The 14,567-nt window shown below is 45.5% G+C and carries 17 protein-coding genes; 8 read left to right on the top strand and 9 right to left on the bottom strand.

Features of this window, described 5'->3' with window-relative positions:
* Positions 1–73: 73 nt before the first annotated feature.
* The 6 genes from P6910_RS02685 to bioB form a co-directional block, all read right to left on the bottom strand.
* Positions 74–823 carry a hypothetical protein gene (locus tag P6910_RS02685; RefSeq protein ID WP_317144747.1) on the bottom strand — a complete coding sequence of 250 codons (750 nt, stop codon included), beginning with the start codon at positions 821–823 and terminating at the stop codon, positions 74–76.
* 95 nt (positions 824–918) lie between these two features.
* Complete coding sequence (gene bioD, locus P6910_RS02680; RefSeq protein WP_317144746.1) at positions 919–1,602, bottom strand: dethiobiotin synthase; 684 nt, start codon at positions 1,600–1,602, stop codon at positions 919–921.
* Entirely contained in the window at positions 1,595–2,413 is an 819-nt protein-coding gene (gene bioC / locus P6910_RS02675) for a malonyl-ACP O-methyltransferase BioC (RefSeq protein WP_317144745.1), read from the bottom strand. The genes bioD and bioC overlap by 8 nt, the downstream gene beginning before the upstream one ends.
* On the bottom strand, positions 2,398–3,144 hold the full coding sequence (locus tag P6910_RS02670; protein ID WP_317144744.1) for an alpha/beta fold hydrolase: 747 nt from the start codon (positions 3,142–3,144) through the stop codon (positions 2,398–2,400). The genes bioC and P6910_RS02670 overlap by 16 nt, the downstream gene beginning before the upstream one ends.
* Positions 3,141–4,316 (bottom strand): 8-amino-7-oxononanoate synthase, encoded by a 1,176-nt coding sequence (gene bioF / locus P6910_RS02665; RefSeq protein ID WP_317144743.1) that lies wholly within the window; start codon positions 4,314–4,316, stop codon positions 3,141–3,143. Before bioF ends, P6910_RS02670 begins: the two co-directional genes overlap by 4 nt.
* On the bottom strand, positions 4,316–5,416 hold the full coding sequence (bioB, locus tag P6910_RS02660) for a biotin synthase BioB (protein WP_317144742.1): 1,101 nt from the start codon (positions 5,414–5,416) through the stop codon (positions 4,316–4,318). The genes bioF and bioB overlap by 1 nt, the downstream gene beginning before the upstream one ends.
* Before the next feature lie 164 nt (positions 5,417–5,580).
* Between bioB and P6910_RS02655 the strand changes: the two genes are divergently transcribed.
* From P6910_RS02655 to P6910_RS02645, 3 genes are all read left to right on the top strand, one after another.
* Positions 5,581–6,273 (top strand): ComF family protein, encoded by a 693-nt coding sequence (locus P6910_RS02655; RefSeq protein ID WP_317144741.1) that lies wholly within the window; start codon positions 5,581–5,583, stop codon positions 6,271–6,273.
* A 186-nt stretch (positions 6,274–6,459) separates the two neighbouring features.
* Positions 6,460–6,708: a type II toxin-antitoxin system Phd/YefM family antitoxin gene (locus tag P6910_RS02650; protein ID WP_317144740.1), complete on the top strand. Its 249-nt coding sequence runs from the start codon at positions 6,460–6,462 to the stop codon at positions 6,706–6,708.
* Positions 6,698–6,982, top strand: a complete 285-nt coding sequence (locus P6910_RS02645) for a type II toxin-antitoxin system RelE/ParE family toxin (RefSeq protein ID WP_317144739.1) — start codon at positions 6,698–6,700, stop codon at positions 6,980–6,982. The genes P6910_RS02650 and P6910_RS02645 overlap by 11 nt, the downstream gene beginning before the upstream one ends.
* Before the next feature lie 440 nt (positions 6,983–7,422).
* Here P6910_RS02645 and P6910_RS02640 read toward each other — a convergent pair whose 3' ends face one another.
* Both P6910_RS02640 and P6910_RS02635 read right to left on the bottom strand, forming a co-directional pair.
* Positions 7,423–8,217 carry a protein kinase domain-containing protein gene (locus P6910_RS02640; protein ID WP_317144738.1) on the bottom strand — a complete coding sequence of 265 codons (795 nt, stop codon included), beginning with the start codon at positions 8,215–8,217 and terminating at the stop codon, positions 7,423–7,425.
* 372 nt (positions 8,218–8,589) lie between these two features.
* Positions 8,590–9,486 carry a protein kinase domain-containing protein gene (locus P6910_RS02635; RefSeq protein ID WP_317144737.1) on the bottom strand — a complete coding sequence of 299 codons (897 nt, stop codon included), beginning with the start codon at positions 9,484–9,486 and terminating at the stop codon, positions 8,590–8,592.
* A 152-nt stretch (positions 9,487–9,638) separates the two neighbouring features.
* Between P6910_RS02635 and P6910_RS02630 the strand changes: the two genes are divergently transcribed.
* The gene (locus P6910_RS02630; RefSeq protein ID WP_317144736.1) at positions 9,639–10,637 is read left to right on the top strand and encodes a serine/threonine protein kinase; all 999 of its coding nucleotides are present in this window, start codon (positions 9,639–9,641) and stop codon (positions 10,635–10,637) included.
* Positions 10,638–10,855: 218 nt separating this feature from the next.
* Entirely contained in the window at positions 10,856–11,188 is a 333-nt protein-coding gene (locus tag P6910_RS02625) for a hypothetical protein (RefSeq protein WP_317144735.1), read from the top strand.
* A gap of 83 nt (positions 11,189–11,271) precedes the next feature.
* On the opposite strand, the gene P6910_RS02620 is transcribed toward P6910_RS02625, so the two are convergent.
* Positions 11,272–11,538, bottom strand: a complete 267-nt coding sequence (locus tag P6910_RS02620) for a hypothetical protein (protein WP_317144734.1) — start codon at positions 11,536–11,538, stop codon at positions 11,272–11,274.
* A 253-nt stretch (positions 11,539–11,791) separates the two neighbouring features.
* On the opposite strand from P6910_RS02620, the gene P6910_RS02615 reads away from it, so the two are divergent.
* The 3 genes from P6910_RS02615 to P6910_RS02605 all read left to right on the top strand — a co-directional run bounded on the left by P6910_RS02615 (position 11,792) and on the right by P6910_RS02605 (position 14,493).
* Complete coding sequence (locus tag P6910_RS02615) at positions 11,792–12,136, top strand: hypothetical protein (RefSeq protein WP_317144733.1); 345 nt, start codon at positions 11,792–11,794, stop codon at positions 12,134–12,136.
* 53 nt (positions 12,137–12,189) lie between these two features.
* On the top strand, positions 12,190–13,068 hold the full coding sequence (locus tag P6910_RS02610) for a protein kinase family protein (protein WP_317144732.1): 879 nt from the start codon (positions 12,190–12,192) through the stop codon (positions 13,066–13,068).
* A gap of 387 nt (positions 13,069–13,455) precedes the next feature.
* Positions 13,456–14,493 carry a hypothetical protein gene (locus P6910_RS02605; RefSeq protein WP_317144731.1) on the top strand — a complete coding sequence of 346 codons (1,038 nt, stop codon included), beginning with the start codon at positions 13,456–13,458 and terminating at the stop codon, positions 14,491–14,493.
* The last annotated feature ends 74 nt before the right edge of the window (positions 14,494–14,567 follow it).

The raw sequence follows: 14,567 nt of genomic DNA, 5'->3' as shown, positions 1-14,567 counted from the left end.
CTGCCCGAAAGGGCGGCATGATCCGACGCCTGTGTTGCGAGGGATTTGCAGAGAAACCTGTAGACTGGCTCTTTTATTGGAGTCTCCCGGGAGGCAAGCGGCTCACTGTCTCGGTGACTGTGTTCAGAATATCCTGATCATTGTCGGGCTTTTTTCGAAGCCATTCCTCACAAGCTTCTTTTTCAAGTGTTAACTGGCCCAGTTTTACCAGAAAACTTCGAGCACTGGACAGGGTAAGGAGATGATTGGTTGCCAACACATGGCCGTCTTGAAAACGGTCATAAGCTTGATCCACAGCTTCACGAAGACGATTCAGATAGCTTCCTGCTTCAGCAAACTCAGCCAATGAAAGACCTGAATACTGCTCTGGATGGTTAAGAATTTCTTTTTCAATATTGTTCAGAAAATCTTCCTGGGCATGGCCCTCCCCCGTGTAAAAAGCTCTCTGATGCATCAGCTGTCGCACAGAAAAAATACCTTCCATAAAGGCTTCTGTTTTTCCTTCTTTCAGAGAAGACAGGGCCGATATCACCTTGCCATTGATCTGAGCATCCAGTCGTGGAATCGCCCGGCTGGCCCAGTTTGAAGGTATCAAGCGTTTCAAGCGAAATTTGAACTCCTCCATCGTCATTCTTTTGATTCGTCTTTGTCCAAAAGTACGCTTGAATGGATTGCTCTTGAGATGACCCAGCTTCCTTTTCAGTCCATCTGGAACAGTGACTTTAAAGCGTCCTTTCCACCTGCCAGACTTTGGCTGAACCTGCTGAGGATGTGTGTCCGTTGCATTCTGATGCGAAGGCGTTTCGTCGACTTTCCTGACCATGGGATTAAGTTCCAATATTCACTATTGGTTTTTTATCGGAAGACAGGAAAGAAACTATTATAAAGCAGGAACTGTCCCCTGCTTTTGAAGAAAGATCATACAGTCAAGGGAGAGAGATCAAGACTGGCTACCGCATCACCCGGCTGACCTTCAGAACACCAGGGGACAACGCCAAGGCAGGGCGCATGAATTGACTGCTTGAGGGCTTCAACATTTTCCTGAAAACGGCTCATATCGGGATCCACCTGATTGGCCACCCAACCCACCAGCTGACAACCACTTTGCACAATGGATTCGACCGTCAGCAGGGAATGACTGATACACCCCAGCTTCATTCCTACTACCAGAATCACCGGAAGGTTCATCGACTTAGCCAGATCGGCCAGCATTTCCCGGTCGTTCAGGGGGACTCGCCAACCACCCGCGCCTTCAATGAAAGAAAGATCATGACGGGTCATCAGGGCTCCACGGCAAAAACCGGTCAGACGATCAACAGTGATACGCCGACCTTCTTCCTGTGCCGCAATATGGGGGGCAATGGGTGCTTCAAAAAGAACCGGATTAACCTGTGGATAACTCAACTTGACATTCATGGCACTCATCAGGTTCAGAGCATCAGCATTTCTTGGGCCGTCTGAAGTCTCATCGGAGCCCGCAGCCACCGGTTTCAGGGCCAGTGTTTTAAACCCTTGCTGATGGGCAGCCTGCAACATTGCACAGATGACAAAAGTCTTCCCGGCATCCGTATCGGTGCCAGTGACAAAAAACGTTCTAGGCATGGGCTGGTTTTCTTAAAATTCCGTACAACACTTGATAGGAGAGGGGTAAACCGGCGTCCGCCCGAAAAGACTCGTACGCTTCCTGCAGTTGGGTCAACCGCCTCCGGGTTACCAAACCGGATGGCCGACCGTGCACGGTATTTACCCCTAATGCTTTTAATTCTCTCAACATCTGAAACAGTTCAGGGTAGTAAAGCGTTTCAGTCTGCTGTTTAAAAGACTGCTGCCTGAAGCCTGATTCAAGCAAACACAGCTTTTGCTGTTCAAAACTGTCAAAGCCGTTGATATGGACATGACTGTCGACCTGTCGCCAGGCTTCTTGCAACTGTGCCATAGTGCCACTGGCCAGGCTGGAGAAAACAAAGACCCCACCCGGCTGGAGCACCCGATAGATTTCCTCCAGGACCGTCTCAAATGAGCACCATTGAATGGCCAGACTGGAGAACACCAGGTCAAAGCTTTCTGACTTAAACGGCAGTGACTCAATATCACCTGAACACCAGGAAGCTGAGTCGCACTGCAAACGGGCGAACTTAAGCATGCCCATAGCCAGATCCAAACCGGTCACATGGGCATCGGGGAAATGTCCGGAGAGTAACCCAGTCTGGCTACCCGTACCTGAACCAAGGTCCAATACATACTCGGGACAAACATCCGTTGGCAGCCCCATCATAGCTCTGGCTGCTACACGCTTCTGAAGCGCGGCAGCGGAGTCGTAAGTGGTTGCAGCGCGACTGAAATTGGCAGCAACACGTTGTTTGTTGATTTGGGCTTGCGCCCCACAATCAGCTGCTTTCAGCTTCGGTTGCATAGGCGGTTAACCTGGTCCGCTACCTGTCTGATGGCACCAGAGCCCTGATCCAGGAAAAAGCAATGACCGCCTTCCATCATCAGAACGTTGTGACCCGGGTAGTCCTGCTCAATTCTCTTGCCGGTATCAATGGGCACCAGCGCATCATCCTTGCCAAAACAATGCAATACCGGACAACGAATATCAGCCAGCTGTGAACGAACATCACTGGTACCTAGCAGCTTCAGCAATTGCAGAAGAATGGTTGATTCCAGGTCTGCGTCCCGGCGAATCGCGTTTTGCAAATGTCTGGCGACCTCTTTTCGATTGCCATTGCCCATGCAGCAGAGCAGGGAAAACTGGTCAACGGTGGCCACAGAATCTTCTTGCATTCCGGCATAAAAACTTTCAAAGGTCTGTGGCAGCATTGCTTCTGACCAGTCCTTGTTTCTGACAAAGCAGGGATTACAGCCCAGTGTCACCAGACCGGCCACCTTGTCTGGATTCTGACTGGCGTAGATAGAGGCCAAAGTACCTCCTAATGACCAGCCAACCAGGATGACGGGAGGGTCCAGCAAATGCATGTCGAGGTAGTCGAGCAGTTGCTTCCAGTCATATTTTCTACGCTCCCGGACCAGACCCGGCAGCTGTACCACAGACACTCGACCATCGCCGTCCAAAGCACTCGCCAGAGGCTCCATGACAGCTGCAGGCATCGCCCAACCACTAACCAGAACAATGGGTAAACTCATGCTACTTCCTCCTGTGATGGGCGTACCGTTCTTTCCAGTGCATGCAGCAGCTGTTCTACATGTTGTTGTTTGTGAGCTGCACTGAAGGTAATGCGTAACCTTGAAGTTCCTTCAGGAACCGTGGGGGGACGAATGGCCGTCACCAGGATACCCTGTGCTGCCAGAGCGTCACTCATGGCTACAGCGGTATCTGCAGACCCGACAATAACAGGCTGAATCGGAGAGTGCGAGTCCATAAGTTTCAGCCCCATCTGCTGACACGCTTTTCTGAAGTATTGAACCAGCTTGTCCAGGTGCTCTCGTCTCCAGTTTTCTTCCTTCAGAATTCCAAGACTCACTCTCGTTGCCTCTGCGATGGCCGGAGGCAATGAAGTGGTATAGATGTAGGTTCGGGCAAACTGGATCAGAGTTTCAATCAGGGCTTCGCTCCCTGCAACGAAAGCACCTGCCGTACCAAACGCTTTACCCAGGGTCCCTACCAGGACCGGCAAGTCACTCTGACCCAGAGAACAATGTTCAGCAACTCCGCCACCCTTGTTACCCAGAACACCGAAACCATGGGCGTCATCCACCATCAACCAGGCGTCCTGTCGATGGGCAAGTTCTGATAAGGCTTTCAGAGGAGCCAGATCACCGTCCATACTGAAAACACCGTCAGTAACAATCAGCTTGCGCCGCCCATCGGTGCGCTTTAGGCGGGTTTCAAGGTTTGCCAGATCTTTGTGAAGATATCGTTGAAACCTTGCCCCGGATAACAAACCGGCATCCAGCAGAGAAGCATGATTCAGACGATCCTGAAAAACCGCATCCTCTTTACCCAGCAAGGCAGTGATGACCCCCAGATTCGCCATGTAGCCATTGGAAAACAGCAAAACCCGTTCTCGACCGGTGAACTCTGCCAGCTCTTCTTCCAACTGATGATGTGCACGACTATGGCCAATGACCAAATGGGAAGCGCCACCGCCGGTCCCGTAATCAGAAGTGGCTCGAGCCATGGCAGCACAGATGTCGGGATGATTAGCCAGACCCAGATAATCGTTATTGCAGAAAGCCAGATAGGGCTTGCCATCGACCACCACCTCTGCCCCCTGAGGTGCCTCAAGCGTTTTCCTTGTCCGGTAAAGGCCCCGGGTCCGGCGGGCCTGAAGGTCATTCTCAAGATCGAAAGCCATCAGGAAGCCTGCTGACCCATGGCGTTGTAATACTGTTCGTTATTCAACTCATTATCTAATAAAGAGTCCCGCTCGCGCAGAGGGCATATGGCCTCCAGCGCCTGCTCTTCCAGCCCGTTGGCGTCACCTCTGTTGATACCCAGTTTGTTGAAGAGTTGTCGGTCTCGGCTCTCTTTGGGATTAGCCGTCGTGAGCAGTTTGTCACCCAGGAAGATTGAGTTGGCGCCCGCCAGAAAAGCCAGAGCCTGCAGCTCATCACTCATGTTTTCACGACCGGCAGACAGGCGTACACAGGAAGCAGGCATCATGATTTTGGCAACTGCGATGGTACGAACAAAATCGATACCGTCGACGGCTTCGACATCAGCCAGAGGCGTACCTTCGACGCGAACCAACATGTTCACGGGCACACTTTCCGGATGTTTGGGCAGGTTGGCCAGCTGGATCAACATACCGGCACGGTCTCTTTCTGTTTCACCCAGACCAACGATACTACCACTGCAGATATTCATTCCCGCATCACGCACATGGGCAAGGGTATCAAGACGATCTGAGTAAGTACGGGTGGTGATGATGCTGCCGTAAAACTCTGGCGAGGTGTCCAGATTATGGTTGTAATAATCCAGACCGGCCCGGGCCAGCTGTGCAGCCTGATCTGCATTTAACATACCCAGGGTCATGCAGGTTTCCAGACCCATTTCCTTGACCCCTTTCACCATTTCCAGAAGGTAAGGCATGTCTTTTACAGGAGGGTTTTTCCAGGCAGCTCCCATGCAGAAGCGGGTCGCCCCGGAGGCTTTGGCGCGGCGGGCTTCTTCCAGAACCTTGCGCACTGCCATTAACTTTTCCTTGTCCAGGCCGGTGTTGTAGTGACCACTCTGAGGACAATATTTACAGTCTTCCGGGCAGGCACCTGTCTTGATGGACAGCAGTGTACTAACCTGCACCCGGTTAGGATCAAAATGTTCCCTGTGTGCCAGCTGAGCCTGAAAGATCAGATCATTGAATGGCATTTGAAACAGGGCTTCGACTTCGTCATATGCCCAGTCATGACGCAGTGCGCTGGAACCTGAGTCCTTGAGGCTTGTAGGGTTAGTCATGTTTTTCACTGATTCTTCCGGGAAGAAGCTCTCTGTTGTTAGTCAGGCCAATGATCTGAAATCAAGATTAAAAACAGCTTCGATGATAATTAATTGAAACTATGCGTCAATTGTTAAAACGTAACAGTATTTACAAATGGTTAAATCTTAAACAGTTTGTTTCCATGAGCTGTCTGTTGTGCAGGGCCGATACACCGATGAATCAGCCCGTTTGCGGCCTTTGCATGAAGTCGTTGCCTGTTGCAGAACAACACTGTCAGTCTTGTGGCATTCCTGTTCCACTTAATGCTCTGGAACTCTGTGCCCGCTGCCTCCAGAAAAAACCGGTATTTGACGCCTGTTATTCTGCCTTTAATTACGAGTTTCCCGTTGACCATCTTCTCAAACAGATCAAATACCATCAGCAACTGATCTACCTGCCACCTGTGACCGATCAATTAATTCGTAATCTGATTCACCACTACGATGGCCGGGAGTGGCCTCAGGCAATAGTGCCGGTTCCGTTGCACAATAAACGTCTGCGGGCCAGAGGCTTTGATCAGGCGCTACTGCTGGCAAGGCGACTGGTAAAAGATCTTCAGCCCTGCCAACCCATTAAATTGGAAACTCGTCTAATCAAACGACGCAAGCACACAGCCCCTCAGCAGGGTCTGAAGGCTTCAAAACGCAAGAGCAATATCAGGAATGCTTTCTCGATGACGGGCAGACCAAGCCACCAACATCTTGCTATTGTAGACGACGTTGTTACGACCGGAGAAACGGTCTCGGAAATCACCCGGCTGCTGAAAAAGCAGGGTGTGGAACGTGTGGATATCTGGTGTCTGGCGAGAACACCTGACTACCGCCAGGATCTTTAACCTCTCTATTGCAGTCGTTACAAATGCGTTTGGATTGGCTAGAAGATTCTGTAAAGGTATCAGAAAGAAAGCTGGAAGAACTTAAAGAGAGAAAGAATAGCCTTCAGGAAGAAATTGAATCCACTTCTGATAATTGACAGGACTTCTTTACAGGTCTAGCATTCGATCCTTTGTGGAGAAAATATTATGTCTAACCAAATATTAACCGATACTGTCGCCAGTATTTCAGAGCTTAAAGCCAACCCCATGAAAGTTGTAGCCAGTGGGGAAGGATTACCAATCGCTGTACTGAACAGGAATGAGCCAGCTTTTTACTGTGTTCCTGCAAAAGCGTATGAAGCAATGATGGATCTTATTGAAGATTTGGAATTGCTGGAAATTGTCAGGGAAAGAGAAAACGAAGAAACTGTAAAGGTTTCTCTCGATGACTTATGAGCTTGAATTTAAAAAAGCTGCTTTAAAAGAGTGGAAAAAGCTCAAACCTAATGTTAGGAAAAGTTTCTCCAAAACACTTGAGAGAAGATTGGAAAATCCAAGGGTTCCATCTGCACAGTTATCTGGCTCTCCGAACCTGTACAAAATAAAGCTTAAAAAGCTTGGTTACAGGTTGGTTTATTCAGTATCAGATAAGACAATCACGGTAACTGTTATTTCCATTGGGAAAAGAAACAGGAATGAAGTATATCAGATTGCATTGTCCAGACTTTAGCATTCAACAATAACACTTTAAATAAATTCAAATTTGTCTCAGAATCTCATTCTTGGGTAAGAGTAAATGTAAATAGCAGCACTGAAAACAGAGCCGACGATAAAAACATTTCCGTCATTGTGATATAAGAAGTTAAGTACTCAACCATACGAAATCATATTTTCTGACTCATTATTCAGGCACTCGCGGCAACTGCTCCTGCGTTGCTCTAGCTCCTGCATCCATGCAGTCGTGCGGTTGCGATAAATTGGTCTAAAAATTCCTGCTCCCTCGTCAAATAGCTCGCTATTCTCCTTGGAATCAGAAATTTTTATCCTCAATTTCTCGCAATCCTCGCTACGGACGCTCAAGTCCGACAGGCTGCTAGAAAAGTCTGTTTTTAACAACAAATGAATTATGCCTGTTTTTTATGACTAAAATGATTTCAAAGGTAATGCTTTTTACTGCAAAAAACCCAGCACTTCGTCTGCATCAGGCCGGTCCTTTGGATTCCAGACCAGCATTGACCTTATTAATTGCGCATAGTGATTATCAATAACCTCCACTAGTTGCAGTCGACTATTCAGGTACTCGTAATATGAGTCTTCCTTCGCCACAAATCCCTTGTTAAGGAAATTAATAGATTGAGGAAAGAGTTTGTAATTCGTCAACAACTCAAAAAGAATAACCCCTGCTGCAAAAATATCGGTTTTCGCAGAAAGGGTCTTGTGTCCCCGACAAATCATTTCAGGAGATTTATAACCCATTGTACCCGGATCCTTATTTTTAGCCCGACCAGCATGCTGAGACAGACCGAAATCAATAATGGTGAGTTTATCTTCGTCGCTCTCATCCACTAAGACATTGGCGAGTTTCAAATCCAAATGCCAGATCCCTAAATGATGTAAGTGAGCTACACCCTTCATTAGTTGTTGGGCATAGCTCTCAAACTTGGGTCGTGGTAGCCCTCGACTCCGATCCCGAGCCAAAATACAGATAAGTGGTTCGCCTGCGAAGGGCATCAATAGACTTTTGTCTTTCGTTTCAATAAACGGCACAATATTCGGACCCTGAGCAGCCCTGAGCATCTTCTTTTCATTTATGAGAAGCTTTTTACCTGCTCTGTTGTTAAGACACTTTCTCGCGTAGATTTTTCTACCCTCAGGGAGCTCCCAGGTCTCCTTCCTCAAAACGAAGTAACCACTGTAACAGAGTAATTTTGAGTCCAGCATTCGCGCATTCACATGCTCATTCACATGAGTCCGCCTGAACCTGCCCAACACGTAGTGATAAGCCGATGAAGCGATGTTACAGGGATTCCTGAGACAACTTTGATAAGTCGGTGAACTATTGCCGTTAGAAGCAGCACCTTGAGCAACTATTGTCTGCGAACCATTGCCAGTAATAGCTGGAATGTGAGCATTCATTGTTTGTTTTGTCCTTATTTGAGCTTGATTCAGGTTTAAGAGTCACCAACAATTAAAAAAGTTTCCTGAAGGACTAACAGAAAGGTCAGTAAAGCTAACTCTTTTGAGGTGAGTTACGGAGTAAGCTCCGACAGCTTAATTGGATCAGGACTGCGTCTTCAGACGCTTTACCGACTGGAAGGCTCATTATTGATATTACGGTCAGGATCTCATGAGATGGCTCAGTATCTTCTTTGCATCAGGCCGATGCTGTGGATACCAGGCCAGCATCAACCTGAGTAAGACCCCAAGGCCTGGGTCAATGGACTCTACGTCTTTTAATTGATCATTCAGGTACTCATAATAAACGTCTTGCTTCACCATTACGCTCTTATCAAAGCCCTCGGGAAAAAGCGTTTTATTCATCAATATTCTGAAGAGAGAAACTCCTGCTGAAAAAATATCGGTTTTACTGGAAATAACCTCAGGTCCCTTATAAAACATTTCAGGAGGTTTATAGCCTTCTGTACATGCTTCTGACTTTTCAATCGGACCCGCATACTGAGACAGACCAAAATCAATGATGGTGAGAGTCTTTTCTTTATTTACTATCAGATTTCCTGGTTTCAAATCCAGATGCCAGATCCCTGCATCATGCAGGTGAGCCACACCCTTCATTAACTGTTGGGCAAAGGTCTCAAAGATGGGCAGTGGCAGTCTTCCATTATGATAATGCAAAATATGCTGAAGTGACTTGCCTGCGAAGGGCATCAGTATAGTGTCATCCTCTGTTTCAATAAGCCTGACAATATTCGGACCCTGAGCCGCTCTGAGAAGCTCTTTTTCAATCCTGAGATACCGTTTAGCCCCTCTGTGCACAGCACACTTTCTCATGTAGATATTTTGACCCAAAGGGGACTCCCAGAGCTCAGAGATCACCGAGAAGTGTTTATTCTTATAGAAGACTTTGGAGGCCACCATCTCCTGAGGCACATCAATCAGCCTGAGCTTACCCAGTACGCAATAAACAGCCGATACAATGATGTCACACGGATTCCGGGAACGACCCTGTTCAGTCGCTAACCTGTTGCCGGGAAAAGAAGCCCTTTGAACATCCATTTCCGCTTTCCTCAAAAGATCATGAATAACTCTTGGACTCACCAAAAATAGAAATAGTTTTCTGAGAAACTGACAAAAAGGTCAGTAAACCTGACACTCCCGAGGCGAGTTTCATAGTAAACTTCAGCAGTAAACGATGATGGGAGCCTATTATGAGTTCAGATATCCAGCACCCTTATGAGAGACTGACGCCTGACCGGGTGATGGACGCTGTGGAAAGCCAGGGATACCTGTGTGACGCCAGAAACCTGGCTCTGAACAGCTACGAAAACCGTGTTTACCAGGTTGGGATTGAAGATGGCTTGCCGATTATTGCCAAATTTTATCGTCCGGAGCGCTGGAGCCGGGAGCAGATTCTGGAAGAACACGACTTCTCGCTGGAACTGCAGGGCATGGAATTTCCGATTGTGGCCCCCCTCCGAAACGAGAATCAGGAAACCTTACATGAATTTGAGGGCTTCCGGTTTGCCCTGTTCAAACGCATGGGAGGCTACCCACCGGAACTGGATAACCTGGATCATCTGCTGGTGCTGGGTCGTTGCATGGGAAGGTTACATAAACTGGGCTCAGCGGCACCATTCCAGCATCGCCCGGCCATTAATCTGCAAAGATACGGCATCGACAATGTCACCTGGCTGCTGGACCATGATTTTATTCCCGCCACCCTCAAAGAAGCTTATGAAACTCTGACCCGGGACATTCTGGATCGTCTTGCCAGTATCGAAGCCCAATACCACCCGAAAATGATTCGGGTACATGGCGATGCCCACGTCGGCAATATTCTCTGGCGGAATGATAACCCTCACTTTGTCGACTTCGACGATACCTGCATGGCACCCGCTATTCAGGACTTATGGATGTTTCTGAGCGGTGACCGGGCCAGCCAGACCATTCAACTGGCAGAGCTTTTGGAAGGTTATGAAGAATTTCACGAGTTTGATCCCATAGAACTCAATCTGGTGGAATACTTCCGAACCCTGAGGCTGATCAACTACTCCGGCTGGCTGGCCAAACGCTGGACGGATCCGGCCTTTCCCATGGCATTTACCTGGTTCAATACCGAGCGTTACTGGTCAGAACATATTCTGGAGCTGAGGGAGCAGATGGCTAATCTGGATGAACCCGTGCTTTCAGTTTACGGGAACAGTTGAGCTTAACTCAGGACTCTGCTTCTGGAGATTCTATACAGAAACGTTAAGTATAAATGACTGCACCTGCAGTCTATCCTGACCCACAGGGTATTCGAGCAAGAAGTTAAATGAGTTGTTGATTATTGCGTCCGGAATACAAGATTTCATTTTCATAACCACTTGAGCATGACTATTACGGCCTATACTCACGACACATTTTAAACTGATGAGGCTTGTAAATGCGTCTACTGATATTACCGATGATTGTTAGCTTAATTCTAATAACCTGCCCTGTATCTGCTTCAGTACCCAATGAGGAAATATTGAAAAATAAGCTCTCTGCGGCACTGGCAGTGTATAATCTGGCGCCTCAGCTTGCTGAAACTTTTATTTCTGAAATCATGGGCTTTTTCAAAATCGACCCGGATCAATTCACTCTATTTCTTCAAGATGCCTGCGGTCTGGTTATTGGTTATGGCATAAACAGTCAAGAGGAAGTTACTGTCATTTCAGTAGGTACTGCTCCAGCTGGCATGGCGGGACAGATTCTTATTGCTTCAGCAGAGGGATAGCGCCTGGTTACGCCGCACCGCTCCGGGCAGCAACGGGGCGAAAACTTCTGGTTATTGAGAGTCATAAATCAAAAAAAGCGATATCAATCCTGAGACGGAGGGGTTGGCTCGTAAGGCAGGTACTCGCTTAGCCCTTTATCAAGCCCGCCATCGAATAGATCAACACATCGACGAGTCTGTTCAATCAGATCTCCGATTACACATACTTGTTCATTATGATCATTCTTTTCAGGAGGTGGCTCAGGCCCAAAGTAAGCCTTACTCCTGGCCCCCATTTCAATGAAATTTGATGGTCGGAGTCTCATATCAGGGAGAGTATTCAATGCAGTAATTTGGAACCTGGCGGTCACTCTCAGTTCACCATCAACAGTCTGCTCGTCAAAAAGACAAGAGCCCCGGCAATTTAGCCATCTTTTAGTTGCAGACTATAGATAGCTGACAGAGACTCCTGCGCCTATGATGAGTGTATTCTACGATGTTGATGGTTTCTGTCTGGTTTTAAACAAGAATGGCATAAACAACTAACCTGCAATACCAAAAGACCTCCGGTTATATCGAAAACCCGCTGTATCTGGCGACAGAAACTTTAACCAGCTTCCAACCATGATCTATCGACTTGTTTCTTTGGCTGCTTTGATGATGATCATTTTTATTTGGAGCCTTTTTGGCTCGATTTTGTTAAAGACATCATACTCCAAAAAAAAGATTTTAGAGACCATGAAAAATAAATTTACGCTAATGATATTGATGGCAACACTGGCAATTAATACGGAGGCTGCATCAGGAACTTGCGATATACTGTTTGCACATAATAGAGTGAATATAAGCATTCTTGATAAAGCTGAACTACTGGCAGCTCTTTATATTTTGATTATCTTTCTCGGTTCTGGGCGTGTAATGAAAATTGATATTAGTGCTGATGTTATGTCATACAATTCAGGGAACTAAATTCTTTATCGGGAGTCAAATAGTTATGGGACGGATTAAACCAGGGAGTTAATATGGATATTGCAGGCTTACCCTCTAAAAGGATGAAAATTGACCTACAAACTAAAAGTGAAGATAAGTGTTTTCATGGCTTTGCACAGGGATGTATACCAAAAGCTCATATGTTCGAGCTTAATGATAAAATTGATGGTGGCGCATGCGGTGATGTGTATCGGTCAAAGTGCGTAACTGAACGTCAATGTGATATAGCTATAAAAGTTATTCCTTTGATAGGTTGGAAAGCGGATAATGCTATTGATGAGAAAAAGACCATACAATCCTTAATAGCCAATCCCCACCCTAATATTATTGAATACTTTGGTGTTATGGAAGAAGATGATAAAATGTATATTGTGATGGAATTAGGGAAAAGCAACCTCTATCAATTTTTAAATGAAAATTTCTCAAAATTATCAGTTTCACAATTTCATGAAATTATTTTTCAGGTTCTTGAGATTTTAAATTATCTTGAGTCGATAGGTGTTACGCACAGGGATTTCAAACCTAAAAATATGATTTGTCTGAAAAATAAAATAAAATTAATCGATTTTGATAGCGTCCATAAAAAAGGAACACGTTTTTATGAGCCTCCATCATCACGCCTTATCAATGCTGCGCTATTTTTATCAAATATACAGTTGAAAATGAAATGTGGTGCCCTAAACGATAAATATTACAAGTTAACTTATAAGTTTAACAATGCTTGCTTCTCAGATAATTTCAACGAGTCTGATGCAAAAACTTTATCTGAAGATCCTGATATCTGGCATGATCAGCTTCCTTTAGAAACACGACAATTATTAAGCAGAAGTTTCATTAATGAAGAGTCTAAGCAAAAACAAGTTATAAAAATGCGAGACAAAATTTCACCCAGGAGCGAGCTTGTTTTTTAGAACCTGTAACCTTTGCAGTAAGGGTGGCGAACGCAACATGCCAACCCTTTGCCTGTATTTGTTATCCTGGCAGCCGCGCCGTCAGGGACAATGGATAGAATTTCGAACGAGAATAAAGCAACTAAAATAGTGCTACCTCCGATCACAGCCAAGGCTAGCGTGGATTTTGGCTCGTGAATCATCCACTGGAAAAATAGAAAAAACTTTCACACTTCTTCCGACTAATGCCAAAGGCAGTCGACTGGAATTTTTTTTAGGCTTTGCTATACACTCTGGATACTTTTGATTTAGTAAATAAAAATGCGTTTACTTATCTTTTGCCTATGTTTTTACTCAAGCACTTTGTTTGCTTATTTCGAAGAAATTCCCATAGATGATATTGTGATAATGAATGCTGTAATGCTCCCAATTATACCAACCATTAATTACTTTCAGCTTAAGGGGCACTATGATCTGGGATACACTCAGAATTTCAGGCCTTTTTACTTAACGACGTCGTCAGCAATTTCAACAATTCTTTTGAAAAGCTACATAATTTATAGAAGATTTGCTTCAAGGCATCTTGATCGTAAATCCAGATCACTGAAACCAAAAATCATTAAAAGTAATTATGCCTATGGCATCATTTTAGAATTTGAATTACTGAATAAAACATTATTGCAAAGTGAAAATAAGTCAGACTGCATTCAGTTATTGAACAATTCAATTATTTACCCTGTTTCTATTGACGGGAAATTAAAGTTAAGCATAGATTTAAAAAACATATCATCAGAGCATAACCTCGTGCATTTAGATTCAATATATGGTCAAAAAGGGGATGGGTGGTTTGAAACTTCATTCATGTCAAATAAGGCTAAAAATTTAGAAAAAGAAGAAAAAGCAGTTAGTGTTCTTAACAGGTTTGTTTTAACAAATGTTTGCATTGAGCTAAATAATCCCGAGAAATTATTGCAAGTTGAAATTTTATCAAAATACAGTCTAAACGTAGTGATGGGAGAAGGGCTCAGTAAGTTTATGACTATCAATATGGGTAACAAACGAGCAAAATCCCAGCTGTTAAACATTTGTAATTTACAGCATGGGTATTTTGAACTTTACCATAGTAATGAGCCGGATATTCAATCAGCGTTGCAAGATTACATCTTGAACTTACATTTTCTGGACGCTGATAACGAGAGAGAAAAGAGCTGGTTGAATATATTGTACATTTTAGGTCATTCTTTTGCCTCAGGAATTGTCACTTACGTGGTTTCATATTTTGTTGACTACGCAAGCTTTTATCTTTTGGCTGGAAGTTGTGCAATTTGTCTAAACCAAGTCCAATACCCGGGAGCATCAGCTTGTGTGTACCACTGGTTTTGCAAACTGTGTTTAAATAAAGCGAGAGCAGAACATCCTCGAAGCTGCCCATTATGTGGTGTATGAAAGCCTCACGCTTGCAGCAAGGGTGGCATACACATGAGCCAACCCCTTATATCCTCACCGACATGCCCAACAAT

Source organism: Endozoicomonas sp. 8E (assembly GCF_032883915.1).
GTDB lineage: Bacteria > Pseudomonadota > Gammaproteobacteria > Pseudomonadales > Endozoicomonadaceae > Endozoicomonas_A.
This window is presented reverse-complemented; position numbering and strand designations above follow the sequence as displayed.

What these genes read in the sequence shown, in the direction of transcription:
- P6910_RS02610 (WP_317144732.1), top strand. Translation starts at nt 12,190, where the DNA reads ATGGATATTGCAGGCTTACCCTCTAAAAGGATGAAAATTGACCTACAA.
- P6910_RS02635 (WP_317144737.1), bottom strand. Translation starts at nt 9,486, where the DNA reads ATGGATGTTCAAAGGGCTTCTTTTCCCGGCAACAGGTTAGCGACTGAA.
- P6910_RS02645 (WP_317144739.1), top strand. Translation starts at nt 6,698, where the DNA reads ATGACTTATGAGCTTGAATTTAAAAAAGCTGCTTTAAAAGAGTGGAAA.
- bioC (WP_317144745.1), bottom strand. Translation starts at nt 2,413, where the DNA reads ATGCAACCGAAGCTGAAAGCAGCTGATTGTGGGGCGCAAGCCCAAATC.
- P6910_RS02685 (WP_317144747.1), bottom strand. Translation starts at nt 823, where the DNA reads ATGGTCAGGAAAGTCGACGAAACGCCTTCGCATCAGAATGCAACGGAC.
- bioB (WP_317144742.1), bottom strand. Translation starts at nt 5,416, where the DNA reads ATGACTAACCCTACAAGCCTCAAGGACTCAGGTTCCAGCGCACTGCGT.
- P6910_RS02655 (WP_317144741.1), top strand. Translation starts at nt 5,581, where the DNA reads ATGAGCTGTCTGTTGTGCAGGGCCGATACACCGATGAATCAGCCCGTT.
- P6910_RS02625 (WP_317144735.1), top strand. Translation starts at nt 10,856, where the DNA reads ATGCGTCTACTGATATTACCGATGATTGTTAGCTTAATTCTAATAACC.
- P6910_RS02615 (WP_317144733.1), top strand. Translation starts at nt 11,792, where the DNA reads ATGATCTATCGACTTGTTTCTTTGGCTGCTTTGATGATGATCATTTTT.
- bioD (WP_317144746.1), bottom strand. Translation starts at nt 1,602, where the DNA reads ATGCCTAGAACGTTTTTTGTCACTGGCACCGATACGGATGCCGGGAAG.
- P6910_RS02670 (WP_317144744.1), bottom strand. Translation starts at nt 3,144, where the DNA reads ATGAGTTTACCCATTGTTCTGGTTAGTGGTTGGGCGATGCCTGCAGCT.
- P6910_RS02605 (WP_317144731.1), top strand. Translation starts at nt 13,456, where the DNA reads ATGAATGCTGTAATGCTCCCAATTATACCAACCATTAATTACTTTCAG.
- P6910_RS02630 (WP_317144736.1), top strand. Translation starts at nt 9,639, where the DNA reads ATGAGTTCAGATATCCAGCACCCTTATGAGAGACTGACGCCTGACCGG.
- P6910_RS02650 (WP_317144740.1), top strand. Translation starts at nt 6,460, where the DNA reads ATGTCTAACCAAATATTAACCGATACTGTCGCCAGTATTTCAGAGCTT.
- bioF (WP_317144743.1), bottom strand. Translation starts at nt 4,316, where the DNA reads ATGGCTTTCGATCTTGAGAATGACCTTCAGGCCCGCCGGACCCGGGGC.